This window comes from Streptomyces sp. NBC_01320 (genome assembly GCF_035974375.1).
Taxonomy (GTDB): domain Bacteria; phylum Actinomycetota; class Actinomycetes; order Streptomycetales; family Streptomycetaceae; genus Streptomyces; species Streptomyces yanii.
Genome location: NZ_CP108390.1, coordinates 4116444 through 4133056, shown reverse-complemented (window position 1 = coordinate 4133056; position 16613 = coordinate 4116444). Strand labels below are relative to the sequence as shown.

The following is a 16613-nucleotide window of genomic DNA, read 5'->3' as shown; positions in this document are numbered from 1 at the left end:
CGATCACCCTTTCGTGTGCTTTTCACCAAAGACCTCAAGGGGCGGGCGAGCCGCGCCGACAAAGGATGCGTGAGTACCCTTGCGCACACCATGATGACCGCCGCCCGCTCCGTTGATTCCGGCCTCGCCGGCTCGGGTGAACTCGACCGCTACCCCTATACGGAGGCGCCGGCCGGCGAGCGCGCCGCCATCCGTTCGTGGGACGGCACCGATGCCGAGCTGGGGCGAGCGAGCCGGCGGGGTTCGGCCAGCCGCGGCCGTGGCCTCCACGGACAGCTCGTTCAGCAGCTCGGTCAGATGATCGTCTCCGGTGATCTGGGCGCCGATCGCCCGCTCGTGCCGGAGGAGATCGGCCAGCGTTTCGAGGTGTCCCGCACGGTCGTGCGTGAGTCTCTGCGCGTTCTCGAGGCCAAGGGGCTGGTCAGCGCCCGGCCCAATGTGGGTACCCGGGTCCGTCCGGTCAGTGACTGGAATCTGCTGGATCCCGACATCATCGAATGGCGAGCCTTCGGTCCGCAGCGCGACGACCAGCGTCGTGAGCTGGGTGAGCTCCGCTGGACGATCGAACCGCTCGCCGCTCGCCTTGCCGCCGGTCACGGCCGCGAGGACATTCAGCAGCGGCTCGGTGACATGGTCGAGATCATGGGGCACGCGCTCGCGCAAGGCGACGTGATCACTTACTCGCGGGCCGATGCCGAGTTCCACTCTCTGCTGATCCAGGCCGCCGGCAACCGCATGCTCGAACATCTCTCCGGCATCGTCTCCGCCGCCCTCCAGGTCTCGGGCGGCCCGGTCACTGGCTGTGACCGCCCCGGCGAGGGGTCCCTCGGTCACCACGTCCGGATCGTCGAAGCCCTCGCCACCGGCGACGCGGCGGGTGCGGAGGCGGCCATGCGTCAACTGCTCGTCGTCCACCCCGAGGTGGACCGGGTGGTGCCGGCGCCGCGCGAGCACTGACCGCTGTACGGCCAGGGTGTACGAACCATGTGTCGCCGGACCCTCACGGTCCGGCGGCTCAGTTATTGAGGGATGTCCCCCTTGGTCGCATTCGTCGCACATGGGGTGTGACTCGGGCCACGCGGATTGGGCGTAACACTCCTCGAGGCAGTGCGATGACTTAAGAGGTGACCGCCGCGGAAGGAATACAGCAGCCATTGACGGCGCTGTGCAGTTCTGAGGCCAAACCCGCGCCGTCGGTACATTCCCAGCCCGACGGTCGTCGGTACCAGCCCTCTCCCGGGCCGGGCCGGAAGCCGTTTTCCATCGTTCCGAGAGGTTGTTCGTGTCGGCCAGCACATCCCGTACGCTCCCGCCGGAGATCGCCGAGTCCGAGTCTGTGATGGCGCTCATCGAGCGGGGAAAGGCTGATGGGCAGATCGCCGGCGATGACGTGCGTCGGGCCTTCGAGGCTGACCAGATTCCGCCAACCCAGTGGAAGAATGTTCTGCGCAGCCTCAACCAGATCCTCGAGGAAGAGGGTGTGACGCTGATGGTCAGTGCCGCGGAGTCGCCGAAGCGCGCCCGCAAGAGCGTCGCAGCGAAGAGCCCGGTCAAGCGCACCGCCACCAAGACTGTCGCGGCCAAGACGACCGTGACGAGGACCGTCGCGGCCACCGCCGCCCCGTCGGCCGAGACCGTGGACGTGGTGGCCGACGACGCTGCCGCGGCCAGCCCTGCGAAGAAGGCGGCAGCCAAGAAGACGGCTGCCAAGAAGACCGCCGTGAAGAAGACGGCGGCCAAGAAGACTGCAACGAAGAAGGCCGGTAAGAAGGACGCCGACGAGCTCCTCGACGGCGACGAGGCTGTCGAGGAAGTGCAGGTCGGCAAGGGCGACGAGGAGGAGGGCGAGGGCGAGAACAAGGGCTTCGTCCTCTCCGACGACGACGAGGACGACGCGCCCGCGCAGCAGGTCGCCGTCGCAGGCGCCACGGCCGACCCGGTCAAGGACTACCTGAAGCAGATCGGCAAGGTCCCGCTCCTCAACGCCGAGCAGGAGGTCGAGCTCGCCAAGCGCATCGAAGCGGGCCTGTTCGCCGAGGACAAGCTGGCGAACTCCGACAAGCTCGCGCCGAAGCTCAAGCGCGAGCTGGAGATCATCGCCGAGGACGGGCGCCGGGCCAAGAACCACCTGCTGGAGGCCAACCTCCGCCTCGTGGTCTCGCTGGCCAAGCGTTACACCGGCCGCGGCATGCTCTTCCTGGACCTGATCCAGGAGGGCAACCTCGGTCTGATCCGCGCGGTCGAGAAGTTCGACTACACCAAGGGTTACAAGTTCTCCACGTACGCCACCTGGTGGATCCGTCAGGCGATCACCCGCGCCATGGCCGACCAGGCCCGCACCATCCGTATCCCGGTGCACATGGTCGAGGTCATCAACAAGCTCGCGCGTGTGCAGCGTCAGATGCTCCAGGACCTGGGCCGTGAGCCCACCCCGGAGGAGCTGGCCAAGGAGCTCGACATGACCCCCGAGAAGGTCATCGAGGTCCAGAAGTACGGTCGTGAGCCGATCTCCCTCCACACGCCGCTGGGTGAGGACGGGGACAGCGAGTTCGGTGACCTGATCGAGGACTCCGAGGCGGTCGTACCGGCCGACGCGGTCAGCTTCACGCTCCTCCAGGAGCAGTTGCACTCGGTGCTCGACACTCTCTCCGAGCGTGAGGCCGGCGTGGTCTCGATGCGCTTCGGTCTCACGGACGGGCAGCCGAAGACCCTCGACGAGATCGGCAAGGTCTACGGCGTGACGCGTGAGCGCATCCGTCAGATCGAGTCGAAGACCATGTCGAAGCTGCGCCACCCGTCGCGCTCGCAGGTGCTGCGCGACTACCTCGACTAAGTCGCGGGAGTAAGCAGGCCGAGGGCCCGGTTCCAAGGAACCGGGCCCTCGGCGCATGTGCGGGTGCGGTTGCCGACACGCTGGATGACTCTGAGTGGGCATGGTCCACCGCAGAGTCAGGAGTACGCATGTCCCATACCGTCGTCCGCGCCATGACCGGGCTGTTCGCCCTGGTTGCCGCGGCAGCCGTGATACCGCTCGCGTCCCCGGTTCCGGTGGCTGCCGACAGCATCGTCATCGGTGGGCAGCCGGCACATGTCAAGGACAGTCCGTGGGTCGTGGCACTGTCCAGCCGTAACCGTTTCGGAGGTACCCGTGCGGGCCAGTTCTGCGGTGCTGTGCTGGTAGGGCCGACGAAGGTGCTGACCGCCGCGCACTGTCTGAGCCGGGAGGCGCTCGGCACGGATGTGAGTCAGGTGCACGACCTGCGGATCATTGCCGGGCGGGATGAGTTGACCGGCTCCGGCGGCCGGGAGGTCACGGTCAAGGGGACATGGATCAACCCGGGGTACGACCCCACCACCAACTCCGGCGATCTGGCGGTGCTCACCCTGGCCGACGCGCTCCCCGGAGAGAGTGTGATCCCGATGGCCACAGCCGGTGACCGGGCCGATGAGCCGGGTAGTGCAGCCCTCGTCTACGGCTGGGGGGACATCTCCGGTAGCGGTGACTACGTGACGTCGCTCCGCTCCGCCCAGGTGAGGGTTCTGCCGGACAGCACGTGCGAGCGGGCCTACTCGGGTGGCAGGGGTGCCGCGTACGAGGCCTCGACGATGCTCTGTGCGGGCGAACCGGACGGCGGGCACGACGCCTGCCAGGGGGACAGTGGAGGGCCGCTGGTGGCCGGTGGGCGGCTCATCGGCTTGGTGTCCTGGGGGAATGGCTGTGGGGTGGCGGGCAGCCCCGGCGTCTACACGAGGATCTCCGCGGCGGCCGGCTGGATGGCGGGCAGTAGCTGACCGGCGTCGCTCCGTAGGTACGAGAACGGGCGGCTCCCCCTTCGGTGGGGGAGCCGCCCGTCGGCCGGTACGGAGCCGGACCCTGGCTCGTCGTGGATGCGAGGTGTCAGTGTTGTTCCTCTTCGACGGCATTGGCCTGCACGGCCGTCAGTCGGTCCGTCTCATCCTGTATTTCCGCGGCGATCTTCTTGAGTTCCGGCTCGAACTTGCGACCATGGTGGGCGCAGAAGAGCAGTTCACCGCCGCTGATCAGGACGACGCGCAGATATGCCTGGGCGCCGCAACGGTCACAGCGGTCTGCTGCGGTCAGCGGGCTCGCGGGGGTCAGAACAGTAGTCACGTCGCCTCTTCTCTAGCTCGACGAGCTGTCGTACCAGGGTCAACATCCAACCAGGCCGAAAACGTTCCCGCTCGTGGCTTTTCTTCGAAACTTCTTCTCAAGATGGCTGTCTGTTGCCGGTTGGCGGCGAATGTGCCGTATTGCGTAGCGCTACGGTTTCGCGTTGCTTGTATGGGTCGGTCGGTCGGTCCGTCCGGCCGGCTTGCCGGTTTGTTCATGAGGACGTGCCCGGAGCCTAAATGGTTCATGCCTCGAAGGGAACGTGATGTGCGCGTCACTCCAACGAGGGATCGAACGCGTATGCGAGGCTGGTCTAGTGTGAGCATTCCCTGAGGGTGGCGGTACAACCGCTCTACCAGGCCTCGGTACGCTCTCAGCGGCAACCGAAGCCGACCCCGTTACCCACCTGGACCCCAAATGAAATTCAGCGAGGAGCGAACCGCGTGACCGCCGATACGTCCGTGCCGTCCACTGCGCTGCTGACCGGAGCAGACCGAGACGGCTCCAACTACACCGCGCGGCACCTTCTCGTGCTCGAGGGGCTTGAGGCAGTCCGCAAGCGCCCCGGGATGTACATCGGGTCGACCGACAGCCGCGGCCTCATGCACTGCCTCTGGGAGATCATCGACAACTCCGTCGACGAGGCCCTCGGCGGTTACTGCGACCACATCGAGGTCATCCTTCACGAGGACAACTCCGTGGAGGTCCGGGACAACGGCCGGGGCATCCCCGTCGATGTGGAGCCCAAGACCGGACTGTCCGGCGTCGAGGTCGTCATGACCAAGCTTCACGCCGGCGGCAAGTTCGGCGGCGGCTCGTACGCCGCGTCCGGTGGTCTGCATGGTGTGGGAGCCTCCGTGGTCAACGCGCTCTCGGCCCGGCTCGACGTCGAGGTCGACCGCAACAGCGCGACCCACTCGATCAGCTTCCGGCGTGGGGTGCCGGGCATCTTCACGGAGCAGGGCCCGGACAGCCCGTTCGACCCGGCCAACGGCCTCCGCAAGGGGAAGCGGGTCCCGAAGACGCGCACCGGCACCAGGGTGCGCTACTGGGCCGACCGGCAGATCTTCCTCAAGGACGCCAAGCTCGGCCTGGAGACGCTCTACCAGCGGGCCCGGCAGACGGCATTCCTCGTCCCCGGACTCACCATCGTCGTACGCGACGAACGCGGTCTCGACGGTGAGGGCAAGACCGAGGAGACGTTTCGCTTCGACGGCGGAATCAGTGAATTCTGCGAGTACCTGGCCCAGGACAAGGCCGTCTGCGACGTGCTGCGGCTGACCGGGCACGGCACCTTCAAGGAGACCGTGCCGGTCCTGGACGAGCGCGGGCACATGACGGCGACCGAGGTCACGCGTGAGCTGGCCGTCGACATCGCCATGCGCTGGGGCACGGGATACGACACCAATCTCAAGTCCTTCGTCAACATCATTGCCACCCCCAAGGGCGGCACACATGTGACCGGGTTCGAACGCTCCGTGACCAAGACGGTCAACGAGGTGCTCCGCTCCGCGAAGCTCCTGCGGGTCGCCGAGGACGACATCGTCAAGGACGACGCCCTGGAGGGCCTCACCGCAGTCGTGACCGTACGGCTGGCGGAGCCGCAGTTCGAGGGCCAGACCAAGGAGGTCCTCGGCACCTCGGCGGCCAACCGGATCGTCGCCAATGTCGTCGCCAAGGAGCTCAAGGCATTCCTGACCTCCACCAAGCGTGACGCCAAGGCGCAGGCCAGGGCAGTCCTGGACAAGGCGGTCGCCGCCGCGCGCACGCGCATCGCGGCCCGGCAGCACAAGGACGCGCAGCGTCGTAAGACGGCGCTGGAGTCTTCCTCGCTGCCCGCCAAGCTCGCGGACTGCCGCAGCGACGACGTGGACCGCAGCGAGCTCTTCATCGTGGAGGGGGACTCCGCGCTCGGCACGGCCAAGCTCGCCCGGAACAGTGAGTTCCAGGCATTGCTGCCGATCCGGGGCAAGATCCTCAATGTCCAGAAGGCGTCCGTCTCGGACATGCTGAAGAATGCCGAATGCGGCGCGATCATCCAGGTCATAGGGGCCGGGTCCGGCCGGACCTTCGACATCGACGCGGCTCGCTACGGCAAGATCGTCCTCCTGGTGGACGCCGATGTCGACGGCGCGCACATCCGCATCCTGCTGCTCACGCTCTTCCAGCGGTACATGCGGCCCATGGTCGAGGCGGGACGCGTCTTCGCCGCTGTGCCCCCGCTCCACCGGATCGAGCTGGTCCAGCCGAAGAAGGGCCAGGACAAGTACATCTACACCTACTCCGACGGCGAGCTGCGCCAGACGCTGCTGGAGCTGCAGCGCAAGAACGTCCGGTACAAGGACTCGATCCAGCGGTACAAGGGGCTGGGTGAGATGGACGCCGACCAGCTGGCCGAGACCACGATGGATCCGCGCCACCGGACACTGCGGCGGATCAACATCGGCGACCTCGAATCCTCCGAGCAGGTCTTCGATCTGCTGATGGGCAACGAGGTCGCGCCCCGCAAGGAATTCATCACCAGCTCGGCCGCCACGCTGGACCGCTCGCGCATCGACGCGTGACCGGCAGCCGCCGTCTCCACCCGTGGGTGGAGACGGCGGCTGCACCCACGATCAACCCCTGATCCGATCCTCTGACCTGGCATTTTCCGTAGCGTCGAAGGTGTTGAACCTTTCCGCACTTCGGAGGCTGCCATGTCAGGACTCATCAATGTCCTGGTGATCATTGCCGTCATCGCACTCGTCGTGGTCCGCCAGTGCTCGGCACGACGGATCGCGGACGACCGGCGCTGGTGGGTCCTGCCCGGCATTCCGATCTTCCTGTCCCTGCGCGAACCCGGCCTGACCGACCCGCGCCACGAAGCGCTGTCCGCAGTGGTTCTCGGCGCCGAACTGCTGGTCGGGCTGGTCATCGGCGTCGGCTGGGGCTGGACGACCCGGCTGTGGCGCGAGTCGGACGGGTCCCTGTGGAGCAGAGGCACCAAGGCCACCGTCCTGGTCTGGACGGGAGGTCTGGCGATGAGAGCCGCGCTGTACGGGACGGCCGCGCTGATGGGCATACGTCAGGGCAGCGCCGCCCTCATGGCCGCTCTCGCGCTGACGCTGCTCGCGCGCAGCGCTGTGCTGACCCGGCGGGCCCGGGGGATGAGCCCGGCGTACGGTGATGCTGTCGGCGGCCTGTCGTCGCAGCCGGCGTGGAAGGAGCGTGTGTGACACGCGCTACCTGGACGAGTTGGCCGTCCCGGGAGGCACTCTCCCGACAGGGGCGCACGCGCCCACGGGCGGTCATTGCCTGGTCCGTACGCGCGCTCCTTCTGGCCCTCGTGCTCTGGGGCACCTTCACCGCCGGAAAGTTCGGCCCCTGGGAAGTCGCGGTCGGACTGCTGGGCGTACTGGGTTGCGCCTGGACCGCGTGGGCGTTCTTCCGGACCAGTCTGGAACACCGGCTGTGGCCCTCCCTCGGGTTGATGGCGCTGCTGATGGCGGCGGCCTTCGGGACGCAGCAGGCCGGTGCCGGTGTGCCGGCCGTAGTCCTGTGGTGCGGTTGCGCGGTGACCGCACTGGAGCGGTTGCCGCTCTCGGCGGCTGTTCCCGCCACGGCCGGCGCGCTCGCCGCGTACGCCGCCGTCAACACCGACGGGTGGATGACGACCGCGCTGACCACGGGGGGCCCTGCCTCGCGGGATACGTGCTCCGGCTGGATGCCGAGGCACGTGGAAGCGCCCTGCGGCTCCTGGCGCAGGAGCGGGCGGCGAGGGCGGCGGAAGCGGAATCGGCGGCGCTGAACGAGCGCTCCAGGATCGCTCGGGAGATACACGATGTTCTCGCGCACAGTCTCTCCGCGCAGCTGGTGCACCTGGAGGCGGCGCGGCTCCTCATTGAGCGACAGCCTTCCGGGGAGTTCCGGGACCAGGTCCTGGAGCGAGTGGTGGCGGCGCGTTCGATGGCGCGCGAGGGGCTCGCCGAGATCCGTCAGGCGCTCTCCGCGCTCCGGGGCGAGGTCGCGCCGGTGGAGGACTTCCTGAGACAGCTTGTGACTGCGGAGCCGGGCGAGGTGACCGTGGCCGGGGAGCAGCGGCCGCTGACGGCAGAGGCCTCGCAGACGGTCCGACGGGTGGCGCAGGAGGCGCTGACCAATGTGCGCAAGCATGCGCCGGGGGCCACCGTTCGCGTAGGGCTGGAGTACCTGCCGGGCGAAGTCGCTCTGGAGGTCAGGGACCGGGGCGGTCACCGGCCCGTGGACGAGCTCGCTGTCAGCGGCTCCGGATACGGTCTGCTGGGGATGAGGGAGCGCGCCGAGCTGCTCGGCGGGACGTTGGAGGAAGGTCCGGGCGAGGAGGGGTTCACAACTGTTGGGCCGGCACATCGTTTTGGCGAACATGGGCACGATTGGGTGAATGGCGCGATGAGCTGCGGGTATGCCCGGCGGGGTGTGCGTAACGTTCTCGGTGCGATCTGGGACGCCGGGTGTGGTGTCAGCAGTCGGGGCCCCCGTGTCACCAGCGAGATGGTTCGGGGCCTCCCCGTCGCCTCTGGCCACACCCATATGGCCAGGTCGTAGGGATTCCGCCCACCTGGAACGGAGCGCATACGGGATATGCGTCGCCGCCCGGGACGCGAAAGCGGAGGACCAGTGCGCCCAAGACCGTTCGGGGCGTGCCGGTGAGCCAGGACTCACTCCTGCTCACTGCCCAGGAACGGTTCGTGGTGAGTCTGCGGGTGCCCGCGTGAACGCGCGGGTCGTGGTCGCCGACGATCAGTCGGTGGTGCGCGAGGGAATCGTGATGCTGCTGGGGCTGTTGCCCGGAATCGAGGTGGTGGGATCGGCGCGGGACGGGGAAGAGGCCGTCGCGCTCGTCGCCGAGCGGGCGCCCGATGTGGTTCTGATGGATCTTCGGATGCCCCGCTGCGACGGGGTGGAGGCAACACGGCGCATCCGCACGGAGTATCCGGGCACGCAGGTGGTGGTCCTCACGACGTTCGCGGACGACGACTCGCTCTTCCCCGCGCTGCGGGCGGGCGCCCGCGGCTACCTCACGAAGGACGCCGGGGGCGATGAGATCGTGCGGGCCATCCAGGCAGTGCTGTCGGGCGAGGCCGGGCTCTCGCCCGTGGTGCAGCGTCGGCTGCTGGAGCGGGTCACCACAGCACCGGCGCCCGCCGGGCCGCTGCCTGCCCAGTCGCAACTGCCCGACGGTCTCACGCCCCGCGAGGCGGAAGTACTCGTCCTGATCGCCGAGGGGATGTCCAACCAGGAGATCGCCCGCAGGCTGCACATCTCGCAGGCCACGGTGAAGAGTCACATCAACAATCTCTTCGCCAAGGCCGGGGTGCGCGACAGAGCGCAGGCCGTGCGCTATGCGTACGTTCGGGGTCTCGCACACCCGCCCGGGGCATCCTTCACCTGAAGAGGTGAAGAGCGGCGAATGAAGTGCCCGGGAACTTCCTGATCTGCCCATTCTTGGGTACGCGGCCGAAGTGGTCCGTGGACAAGGGGAGTTGTTCGGTGGAGAAGGAAGCAGGGTGCGACGCTGCAGCGATGCGAGTCGACGACCCGTGGTACGACGCTCTGGCCTCCGGATGGGGCGAGCTGGACGGTGCGGGGGGCTTCGTGCCCGTCGGGCCACCCGGACCCGTGGCCCCGCAGCGCAGCCACGGCGCGGCAGACATCTATCTGGAGGTGCAGCGCAGCGCGGCCTTCCAGGAAGTGCGGCGTCGATACCGGCGGTTCGTCGTCCCCGCCACCCTGGCCTTCGTCGTCTGGTACCTCGCCTATGTTGTCACGGCGGTCACCGCACCCGGACTGATGGCCCGTCCGGTCGCCGGGGCCGTCAACGTGGCGATGGTCGCGGGGCTCGGGCAGTTCCTCACCACGTTCCTGCTCACCGGGGCGTACACACGTCATGCGCGGCTGCGCAGGGACCGGGCCGCGCTCGATCTGCGGTGGGAGACCCAGGAGATGACGCGGGGGATCGGGCGTTGAGCGGGAATCACCAGACCCTGGCGTTGCTTCTGTTCAGCGCATTCATCGCCGTGACGCTCGCCATCACCACCTGGGTGAGCCGCAACCGGCACGGCTCGGCGGAGGAGTTCTATGCCGGCGGTCGGTTGTTCTCCCCCATGGAGAACGGTTTCGCTATCGCCGGTGACTACATGTCGGCCGCATCCTTTCTCGGTATCTCCGGTCTGATCGCTCTGTTCGGCTACGACGGCATGCTGTACTCGGTCGGCTTCCTCGTCGCCTGGCTCGTCGTCCTGCTGCTGGTCGCCGAACTCGTCCGTAACTGCGGCCGATTCACCCTCGCCGACGTGGTGGCCGCACGCATGGCGGAACGTCCGGTGCGGATCGCGGCGGGCGTCTCCTCCGTCACCGTCTCCGTGCTCTACCTGGTGGCGCAGATGGTGGGTGCGGGCAGCCTGGTCGCCCTGCTCCTCGGTGGTACGAGCAACGCCGCCCGCTCCTGGACCGTCATCGGGGTCGGGGCGCTCATGGTGATCTATGTGTCCTTCGGGGGGATGCGTGCCACGACCTGGATCCAGATCGTCAAGGCCGTCCTGCTGATGATGGGCGCGACCGTGCTCACCGTGCTGGTTCTGGTCCATTTCCACGGCAACGTCAACGCGCTCCTCACGTCCGCCGCCGAACGGAGCGGGCACGGACTGAAGTTCCTCTCGCCCGGACTCAAGTACGGCGGCAGCTGGACCGCGCGATTCGACTTCATCAGCCTCGGGCTGGCCCTGGTGCTCGGTACGGCCGGACTGCCCCACATCCTGTCGCGCTTCTACACCGTGCCCACCGCCCGCGCCGCCCGTCGCTCGGTCGTCTGGTCGATCGGCCTCATCGGCAGCTTCTACCTGATGACGATCGTGCTCGGGTTCGGGGCGGCGGCGCTGGTCGGTTCGGCGGACGTACGGGCGTCGAATCCCGCCGGGAACACGGCCGTCCCGCTGCTGGCCCTGGTGCTCGGCGGCGGTGAAGGCTCCACCGGGGGAACGATCCTGTTCGCGGTGGTCGCCGCCGTGGCCTTCGCGACCATCCTCGCCGTCGTCGCCGGGATCACGCTCGCCTCGTCCGCCTCCGTGGCCCACGACCTCTACGCCTCGCTCAGGCGTCCGGGCCAGAAGCAGCACAGCGAGGTCACCGTGGCCCGGGTCGCCGCGGCCGGGATCGGGGTGGCCGCCATCGCGCTCGGGCTGGTCGCGCAGGATCTGAATGTGGCGTTCCTGGTGGCTCTCGCCTTCGCCGTCGCCGCTTCGGCCAATCTGCCGGTGCTGCTGTACTCGCTGTTCTGGCGAGACTTCACCGCGCGAGGGGCGGTCTGGTCGGTCTACGGAGGGCTGATCCCCGCGGTGCTGCTCGTCCTGCTCTCACCGGTCGTCTCGGGCAGCCCCACCTCGCTCTTCCCCGGCGTCGACTTCCAGTTCTTCCCGTTGGAGAACCCCGGGCTGGTCTCCGTCCCGCTCGGCTTCCTGGCCGGCTGGATCGGCACAGTCACGTCACCCCAGCCGCCCGACGCCGCCAAGCATGCGGAGGCCGAGGTCCGCGCGCTGACCGGGGCGGGGGCGGTGTAGCCGGTCAGGGCAGCGGACGGCGGACGAGCCGGGCCGGGAATGCGGGACCGGCCGTGGCGGACGCGGGTCGGCGGTACGTCACGCAGGGATTTCCTAGGAGCCCGAGGCCCAGGTGTAGCGGTGTTCCGGGCGGCCTGTCTCGCCGTACCGCAGTGTCAGCCGCACCCGACCCGTCCGCTCCAGCAGCTTCAGGTAGCGCTGCGCGGTCTGTCGGCTCATTCCGGCGCTCTCCGCGATTTCCTGCGCGGAGAGCGGCCCCTCGGCCTCCTTGAGCGCCTGGCGGACCAGTTCCGCCGTGGTGGGGGAGTGCCCCTTGGGCAGGTCGGGTTCGCCCGCCGCCCACAGAGCGCCGAAGAGCCGGTCCACGTCTCCCTGCTCGGTCTCGCCGCCGCCCTCCAGCGTGTGGTGCAGCGCCGAGTACGCCTCCAGCTTGGTACGCAGCCCCGCGTAGGTGAACGGCTTCACCAGGTACTGGAGCGCGCCGTGTCGCATGGCCTCCTGGACGGTGGCGACGTCACGCGCCGCAGTCACCATGATCACGTCAGTGCGGTGACCGAGCCTGCGCAGCTCGCGCACCACGGCCAGGCCATTGCGGTCGGGCATGTAGTGGTCGAGCAGGACGAGATCCACGTGCTGCGACTCGACCGCGGCCAGGGCCTCGGCGGCGCTGTGCGCCTGCGCTACCACCCGGAAGCCGGGCACCTTCGAGACATACGCCGCGTTGATCCGCGCCACCCGGATGTCGTCGTCCACGACCAGGACCTGGATCACTGAACTCCTCCCGTGAGATCCGGCTCCGGAAGCTGTGTGTCCGCGAGACCCGGTTCGGTGAGCGCCTCGGGCAGTACGACGGTGAACTCGGCGCCGCCTTCCGGCGGCCCGTCCACGGTGGCGCTGCCGCCTTGTCGTTCGGCCAGCCGCCGTACCATCGCGAGACCGAGACCACGCTTGCCGTGCGCCGGGAGTTCCTTGGTCGACCAGCCCTCCGTGAAGACCGATTCACGATGCTCGGGAGGGACGCCGGGGCCGCTGTCGCGTACCCGCAGCACCACCGCACGGCCATCCGCCCGCAGCCCCACCTCGATCAGGGGGTCGTCCGATCCGGCGGCCGCGTCCAAGGCGTTGTCGACGAGGTTGCCGACGACGGTGACCAGACCGCGCGGGTCCACCAGCCGGTCGGGGAGCAGCGTGCCGGGCGCCATGCGCAGCGATACGCCGCGCTCCGCGGCGACCGTCGCCTTGCCGACCAGCAGGGCGGCCAGCAGCGGATCGTGGACCTTCTCGGTGACCTGCTCGGCGGTGGCCCGGTGGACGCCGACGACCTCGGTGACGAACTCCATCGCGTCCTCGTGCATGTCCAGCTCCAGCAGTCCCAGGAGGGTGTGCAGCCGGTTGGCGTGCTCGTGGTCCTGTGCGCGCAGGGCATCGATCAGACCACGGGTGGAGTCGAGCTCGCGGCCGAGGTGTTCGAGTTCGGTGCGGTCGCGGAGGGTGGCGACGGCGCCTCCGTCGGCGGTCGGCATCCGGTTGGCGAGCAGCACCCGGTTGCCGCGCACGGTCAGCAGATCGTCGCCCACCACGCGGCCGGCCAGCACGTCTGCGGTCCGCCCCCGGCCGAGCACGTCGTCGAGCGGGCGTCCCGCGGCGTCGGGGTCGAGCCCCAGCAGCCGCTGCGCCTCGTCGTTCAGGAGCCGGATGCGTCCTGTACGGTCCAGCGCGACGACCCCTTCGCGGATGCTGTGCAGCATCGCCTCGCGCTCGGTCAGCAGCGCGGAGATGTCGGAGAACGCCAGGTCGTGGGTCTGTCGCTGGATGCGGCGGGAGATCAGATAGGCAGCCAGCGCCCCGACGGCGAGCGCCCCGCCCGCGTAGGCGAGCAGCCCCGGGATCGCTGCCAGGAGCCGGGCGCGGACACTGTCGTACGCGATGCCGACCGAGACCGCTCCGACGATGTGGTCCGCGTTGTCGCGGAGCGGCACCTTGCCGCGTGCCGAGCGGCCGAGCGTACCGCTGTCGATCTCCATGATCTCTCCGCCCGCGAGCGCCTCACTGGGGTCGGTCGAGACGACCTTGCCGATCCGGCGGGTGTCGGTGTGCGACCAGCGCACCCCGTGCCGGTCCATGACGACGACGTACTCGGCGCCGGTGGACCGCCTGATCCGCTCCGCGGCGGATTGCACGGGCCCCCCGGGGACAGGGGTCGTGGTGAGCAGGGACTCGGCGATCTGCGGCTGGGCCGCCGTGCTCTGCGCGATGGCGAGCGCACGGCGCATCGCCTCGTCGTCGAGCTGCGTGCTGAGGGGTGCCAGGAAGAGGCCGGTGGCGAGTACGGTGACGCCGGTGGCGATGGCGAGCTGCATCAGCAGCACCTGGGAGAAGACCCGCTGCGGCCAGCCGAGCCGTCGCGGTCTCCGGGGGGTGGGCTGTGGGGCGCTCATCGTATGAAGGTAAAACGCCGCCCTGCGCTTCCTGAAATCTCTCTACTTTTCAACTCCACGCAATCGGCTTGCGTTTTTTTCGCTAATCTTGCGCGCATGACGCGACGACTTGCTCAGGTGGCACAGAAGGTGGGAGTCAGCGAGGCCACGGTCAGCCGGGTGCTCAACGGCAAGCCCGGAGTCTCCGACGCCACCCGGAAGGCCGTCCTCTCGGCGCTCGACGTCCTCGGTTACGAGCGTCCGACCCAGCTGCGCGGCGAGCGGGCCCGACTGGTCGGACTGGTCCTGCCGGAGCTCCAGAACCCGATCTTCCCGGCCTTCGCCGAGGTCGTCGGCGGTGCGCTCGCCCAGCAGGGACTGACCCCCGTTCTGTGCACCCAGACCAAGGGGGGCGTCTCCGAGGCCGACTACGTGGAGCTGCTTCTGCAGCAGCAGGTGTCGGGTGTGGTCTTCGCGGGCGGGCTCTACCACCAGGCGGACGCCCCGCACGATCACTACAAGGTGCTGGCCGACCGAAGGATCCCGGTCGTCCTGATCAACGCGGCCATCGAGCACCTCGGCTTCCCCGGGGTGTCCTGCGACGACTCGGTCGCCGTCGAGCAGGCGTGGCGTCACCTGGTCTCGCTCGGCCACGAGCGCATCGGCCTGGTGCTCGGTCCCTCCGACCACGTGCCCTCGCAGCGCAAGCTCGCGGCCGCCCGCGCGCTCGCCCGGGCGGCCGGCACCACGGTGCCGGACGAGTGGGTGGCGAGAGCCATGTTCTCGCTGGAGGGCGGGCAGGCCGCGGCCATGCGCCTGCTGGACCAGGGGGTCACCGGCATCATCTGTGCCAGCGACCCGCTCGCGCTCGGTGCCGTGCGCGCGGCCCGCCGCCGCGGCCTCTCCGTGCCCGCCGATGTCTCGGTGGTCGGGTACGACGACTCGGCCTTCATGAACTGCACCGAGCCGCCGCTGACCACGGTCCGGCAGCCGATCGAAGCGATGGGGCGCGCCGCTGTCGAGCTGCTCTCCGTGCAGATCGGGGGCCGGGCCGTGCCCTCCGACGAGCTGCTCTTCGAACCGGAACTGGTGGTGCGGGGGTCCACCGCACAGCCCCCACGAACTACTTCCGGTTGATCGTCGAGATTTTGCGGATCATGAGCTATCTATTGCGGCAGATTCCCTATGCCGTGGCCGATCCCAGACCGGGCAGCGGCTGAGGGGGCCGAGGGCCGCTGTACTGGCCGCTGGGGCGCATCCGCAGCGGACGTTCGCCGTACTCCTCCAGCGCATGCGCGATCCAGCCCGCTGTTCGGGACACCGCGAACACCGTCTCACCCGCCTCGGCGGACATGCCGGACGAGACCGAGAGCACGGCGAGCGCCAGGTCGACGTTGGCGTGCAGCGGGGTGTGGCGCGCGGTCGTGGTGACCACGTCGCGCGCCGCGGCCAGCGCGGGCGCCGCTTGCGGGACCTGCGCGAGCAGGGCGAACAGCGTGCGCGCCCGCGGATCCTCGGCGGTGTAGAGCCGGTGCCCGAGCCCCGGCACCCTGCGGCCGGTGCGGAGATGGTCGGCGACCACCGGGGCCGCGCTGCCCCGCTCCAGGACCTCGACGAGCATCCTGTGTGCCAGCCCGCTCGCGGCGCCGTGCAGGGGGCCCTCCAGGACGCCGAGGCCCGCGGAGACCACCGCGTACGGATGGGCATGCGCGGATGCGGCGACGCGGGCGGCCAGCGTCGAGGCAGCCAGATCATGGTCGATCAGCAGGCCGAGAGCCGTGTCCAGCACGGTGAGCGACGCCGCGTCGGCCGGGTGGGCGGTGAGTTTCGGCCATAGCCGGTGTGCCAGCCCGGGTGTCTGCGAAGCGGCCTCGTGGCCGGTCGTGGTCGGTGCGCCGGTCGTTGTCGGCAGCGCGCCGACCAGGGTGGGAATCAGGCTCCGCGCGCTGCCGAGTACCGCCTCGGGGGAGAGGTCGAAGCGCAGCGGATCCGCGGTGGCCGCGGCCACGACCGCGACCCGCAGCCGGTCCGTGGACCCGCTGTGTGCGGGCAGCGCATCCACCGTGCGGCGCGCCGCGGCCAGGGCCTCGGCAGGCGCGGTGAAGCGCGTGCCTGGCCGGAGCTCACCGGTCCACAGCCATTCGGCGATCTCCTCGTAGGCGTAGTGCGTGGCCAGTTCGGTCGCGTCGACACCGCGGAAGTAGTACCGGTCGCCCTCGATCAGCGTGATGCCGGTGCGGAACACCAGGTCTCCGGTGACGGGGGAGGGTTCCCTGCGTCCGGTGCGCCGGAGCAGCGCATCGACCTCCGCGGCGTCGAACGTACTGCCGCGGCCGCCGGGCGCGCGCCTGCTGCTCAACTGGCCCCGGCTGACATACGCGTACACCGTCTCGGGCTTCACCCCCAGGCGCTCGGCCGTCTCGCGCGTGGTGAGCCGATCCGCGGTCGCCCCGGCCGAACCGTCGCCGGGGGCTGCTTGATCCTTCATGC

13 protein-coding genes and 1 pseudogene are annotated in these 16613 nt (G+C 69.2%); 10 read left to right on the top strand and 4 right to left on the bottom strand.

Going from position 1 to position 16613, the window contains the following annotated elements:
• The first annotated feature begins 90 nt into the window (after positions 1-90).
• The 3 genes from OG395_RS18710 to OG395_RS18700 all read left to right on the top strand — a co-directional run bounded on the left by OG395_RS18710 (position 91) and on the right by OG395_RS18700 (position 3792).
• Positions 91-957, top strand: a complete 867-nt coding sequence (locus OG395_RS18710) for a FadR/GntR family transcriptional regulator (protein ID WP_327249376.1) — start codon at positions 91-93, stop codon at positions 955-957.
• Positions 958-1282: 325 nt separating this feature from the next.
• Complete coding sequence (locus OG395_RS18705; RefSeq protein ID WP_327243988.1) at positions 1283-2833, top strand: RNA polymerase sigma factor; 1551 nt, start codon at positions 1283-1285, stop codon at positions 2831-2833.
• Positions 2834-2961: 128 nt separating this feature from the next.
• A complete protein-coding gene (locus tag OG395_RS18700) occupies positions 2962-3792 on the top strand; it encodes a S1 family peptidase (protein WP_327243987.1) in 831 nt (276 codons plus the stop codon).
• A 106-nt stretch (positions 3793-3898) separates the two neighbouring features.
• Here OG395_RS18700 and OG395_RS18695 read toward each other — a convergent pair whose 3' ends face one another.
• Positions 3899-4132 (bottom strand): DUF7455 domain-containing protein, encoded by a 234-nt coding sequence (locus tag OG395_RS18695; RefSeq protein ID WP_037701300.1) that lies wholly within the window; start codon positions 4130-4132, stop codon positions 3899-3901.
• A gap of 443 nt (positions 4133-4575) precedes the next feature.
• Between OG395_RS18695 and OG395_RS18690 the strand changes: the two genes are divergently transcribed.
• From OG395_RS18690 to OG395_RS18665, 6 genes and pseudogenes are all read left to right on the top strand, one after another.
• A complete protein-coding gene (locus tag OG395_RS18690) occupies positions 4576-6696 on the top strand; it encodes a DNA gyrase/topoisomerase IV subunit B (protein WP_327243986.1) in 2121 nt (706 codons plus the stop codon).
• A 132-nt stretch (positions 6697-6828) separates the two neighbouring features.
• A complete protein-coding gene (locus OG395_RS18685; protein ID WP_327243985.1) occupies positions 6829-7347 on the top strand; it encodes a DUF1453 domain-containing protein in 519 nt (172 codons plus the stop codon).
• Positions 7344-8479: pseudogene (locus OG395_RS18680) on the top strand (sensor histidine kinase); the annotation flags it as partial. The gene OG395_RS18685 and the pseudogene OG395_RS18680, both read left to right, overlap by 4 nt.
• Before the next feature lie 382 nt (positions 8480-8861).
• Positions 8862-9542, top strand: a complete 681-nt coding sequence (locus OG395_RS18675; RefSeq protein ID WP_327243984.1) for a response regulator transcription factor — start codon at positions 8862-8864, stop codon at positions 9540-9542.
• Between the two features lie 131 nt (positions 9543-9673).
• A complete protein-coding gene (locus OG395_RS18670; RefSeq protein WP_327243983.1) occupies positions 9674-10117 on the top strand; it encodes a DUF485 domain-containing protein in 444 nt (147 codons plus the stop codon).
• Complete coding sequence (locus tag OG395_RS18665; protein WP_327243982.1) at positions 10114-11706, top strand: solute symporter family protein; 1593 nt, start codon at positions 10114-10116, stop codon at positions 11704-11706. The genes OG395_RS18670 and OG395_RS18665 overlap by 4 nt, the downstream gene beginning before the upstream one ends.
• A gap of 93 nt (positions 11707-11799) precedes the next feature.
• Here OG395_RS18665 and OG395_RS18660 read toward each other — a convergent pair whose 3' ends face one another.
• Positions 11800-12477, bottom strand: a complete 678-nt coding sequence (locus OG395_RS18660; RefSeq protein ID WP_327243981.1) for a DUF7342 family protein — start codon at positions 12475-12477, stop codon at positions 11800-11802.
• Entirely contained in the window at positions 12474-14144 is a 1671-nt protein-coding gene (locus OG395_RS18655) for a sensor histidine kinase (protein WP_327243980.1), read from the bottom strand. Before OG395_RS18655 ends, OG395_RS18660 begins: the two co-directional genes overlap by 4 nt.
• Before the next feature lie 96 nt (positions 14145-14240).
• Between OG395_RS18655 and OG395_RS18650 the strand changes: the two genes are divergently transcribed.
• Entirely contained in the window at positions 14241-15260 is a 1020-nt protein-coding gene (locus OG395_RS18650; protein ID WP_327243979.1) for a LacI family DNA-binding transcriptional regulator, read from the top strand.
• 46 nt (positions 15261-15306) lie between these two features.
• Here OG395_RS18650 and OG395_RS18645 read toward each other — a convergent pair whose 3' ends face one another.
• Positions 15307-16611 (bottom strand): citrate synthase, encoded by a 1305-nt coding sequence (locus OG395_RS18645; protein ID WP_327243978.1) that lies wholly within the window; start codon positions 16609-16611, stop codon positions 15307-15309.
• Between the last annotated feature and the right edge of the window lie 2 nt (positions 16612-16613).

Coding starts and splice junctions, on each gene's coding strand:
- OG395_RS18685 (WP_327243985.1), top strand. CDS start 6,829: ATGTCAGGACTCATCAATGTCCTGGTGATCATTGCCGTCATCGCACTC.
- OG395_RS18700 (WP_327243987.1), top strand. CDS start 2,962: ATGTCCCATACCGTCGTCCGCGCCATGACCGGGCTGTTCGCCCTGGTT.
- OG395_RS18670 (WP_327243983.1), top strand. CDS start 9,674: ATGCGAGTCGACGACCCGTGGTACGACGCTCTGGCCTCCGGATGGGGC.
- OG395_RS18655 (WP_327243980.1), bottom strand. CDS start 14,144: ATGAGCGCCCCACAGCCCACCCCCCGGAGACCGCGACGGCTCGGCTGG.
- OG395_RS18650 (WP_327243979.1), top strand. CDS start 14,241: ATGACGCGACGACTTGCTCAGGTGGCACAGAAGGTGGGAGTCAGCGAG.
- OG395_RS18645 (WP_327243978.1), bottom strand. CDS start 16,611: ATGAAGGATCAAGCAGCCCCCGGCGACGGTTCGGCCGGGGCGACCGCG.
- OG395_RS18710 (WP_327249376.1), top strand. CDS start 91: ATGATGACCGCCGCCCGCTCCGTTGATTCCGGCCTCGCCGGCTCGGGT.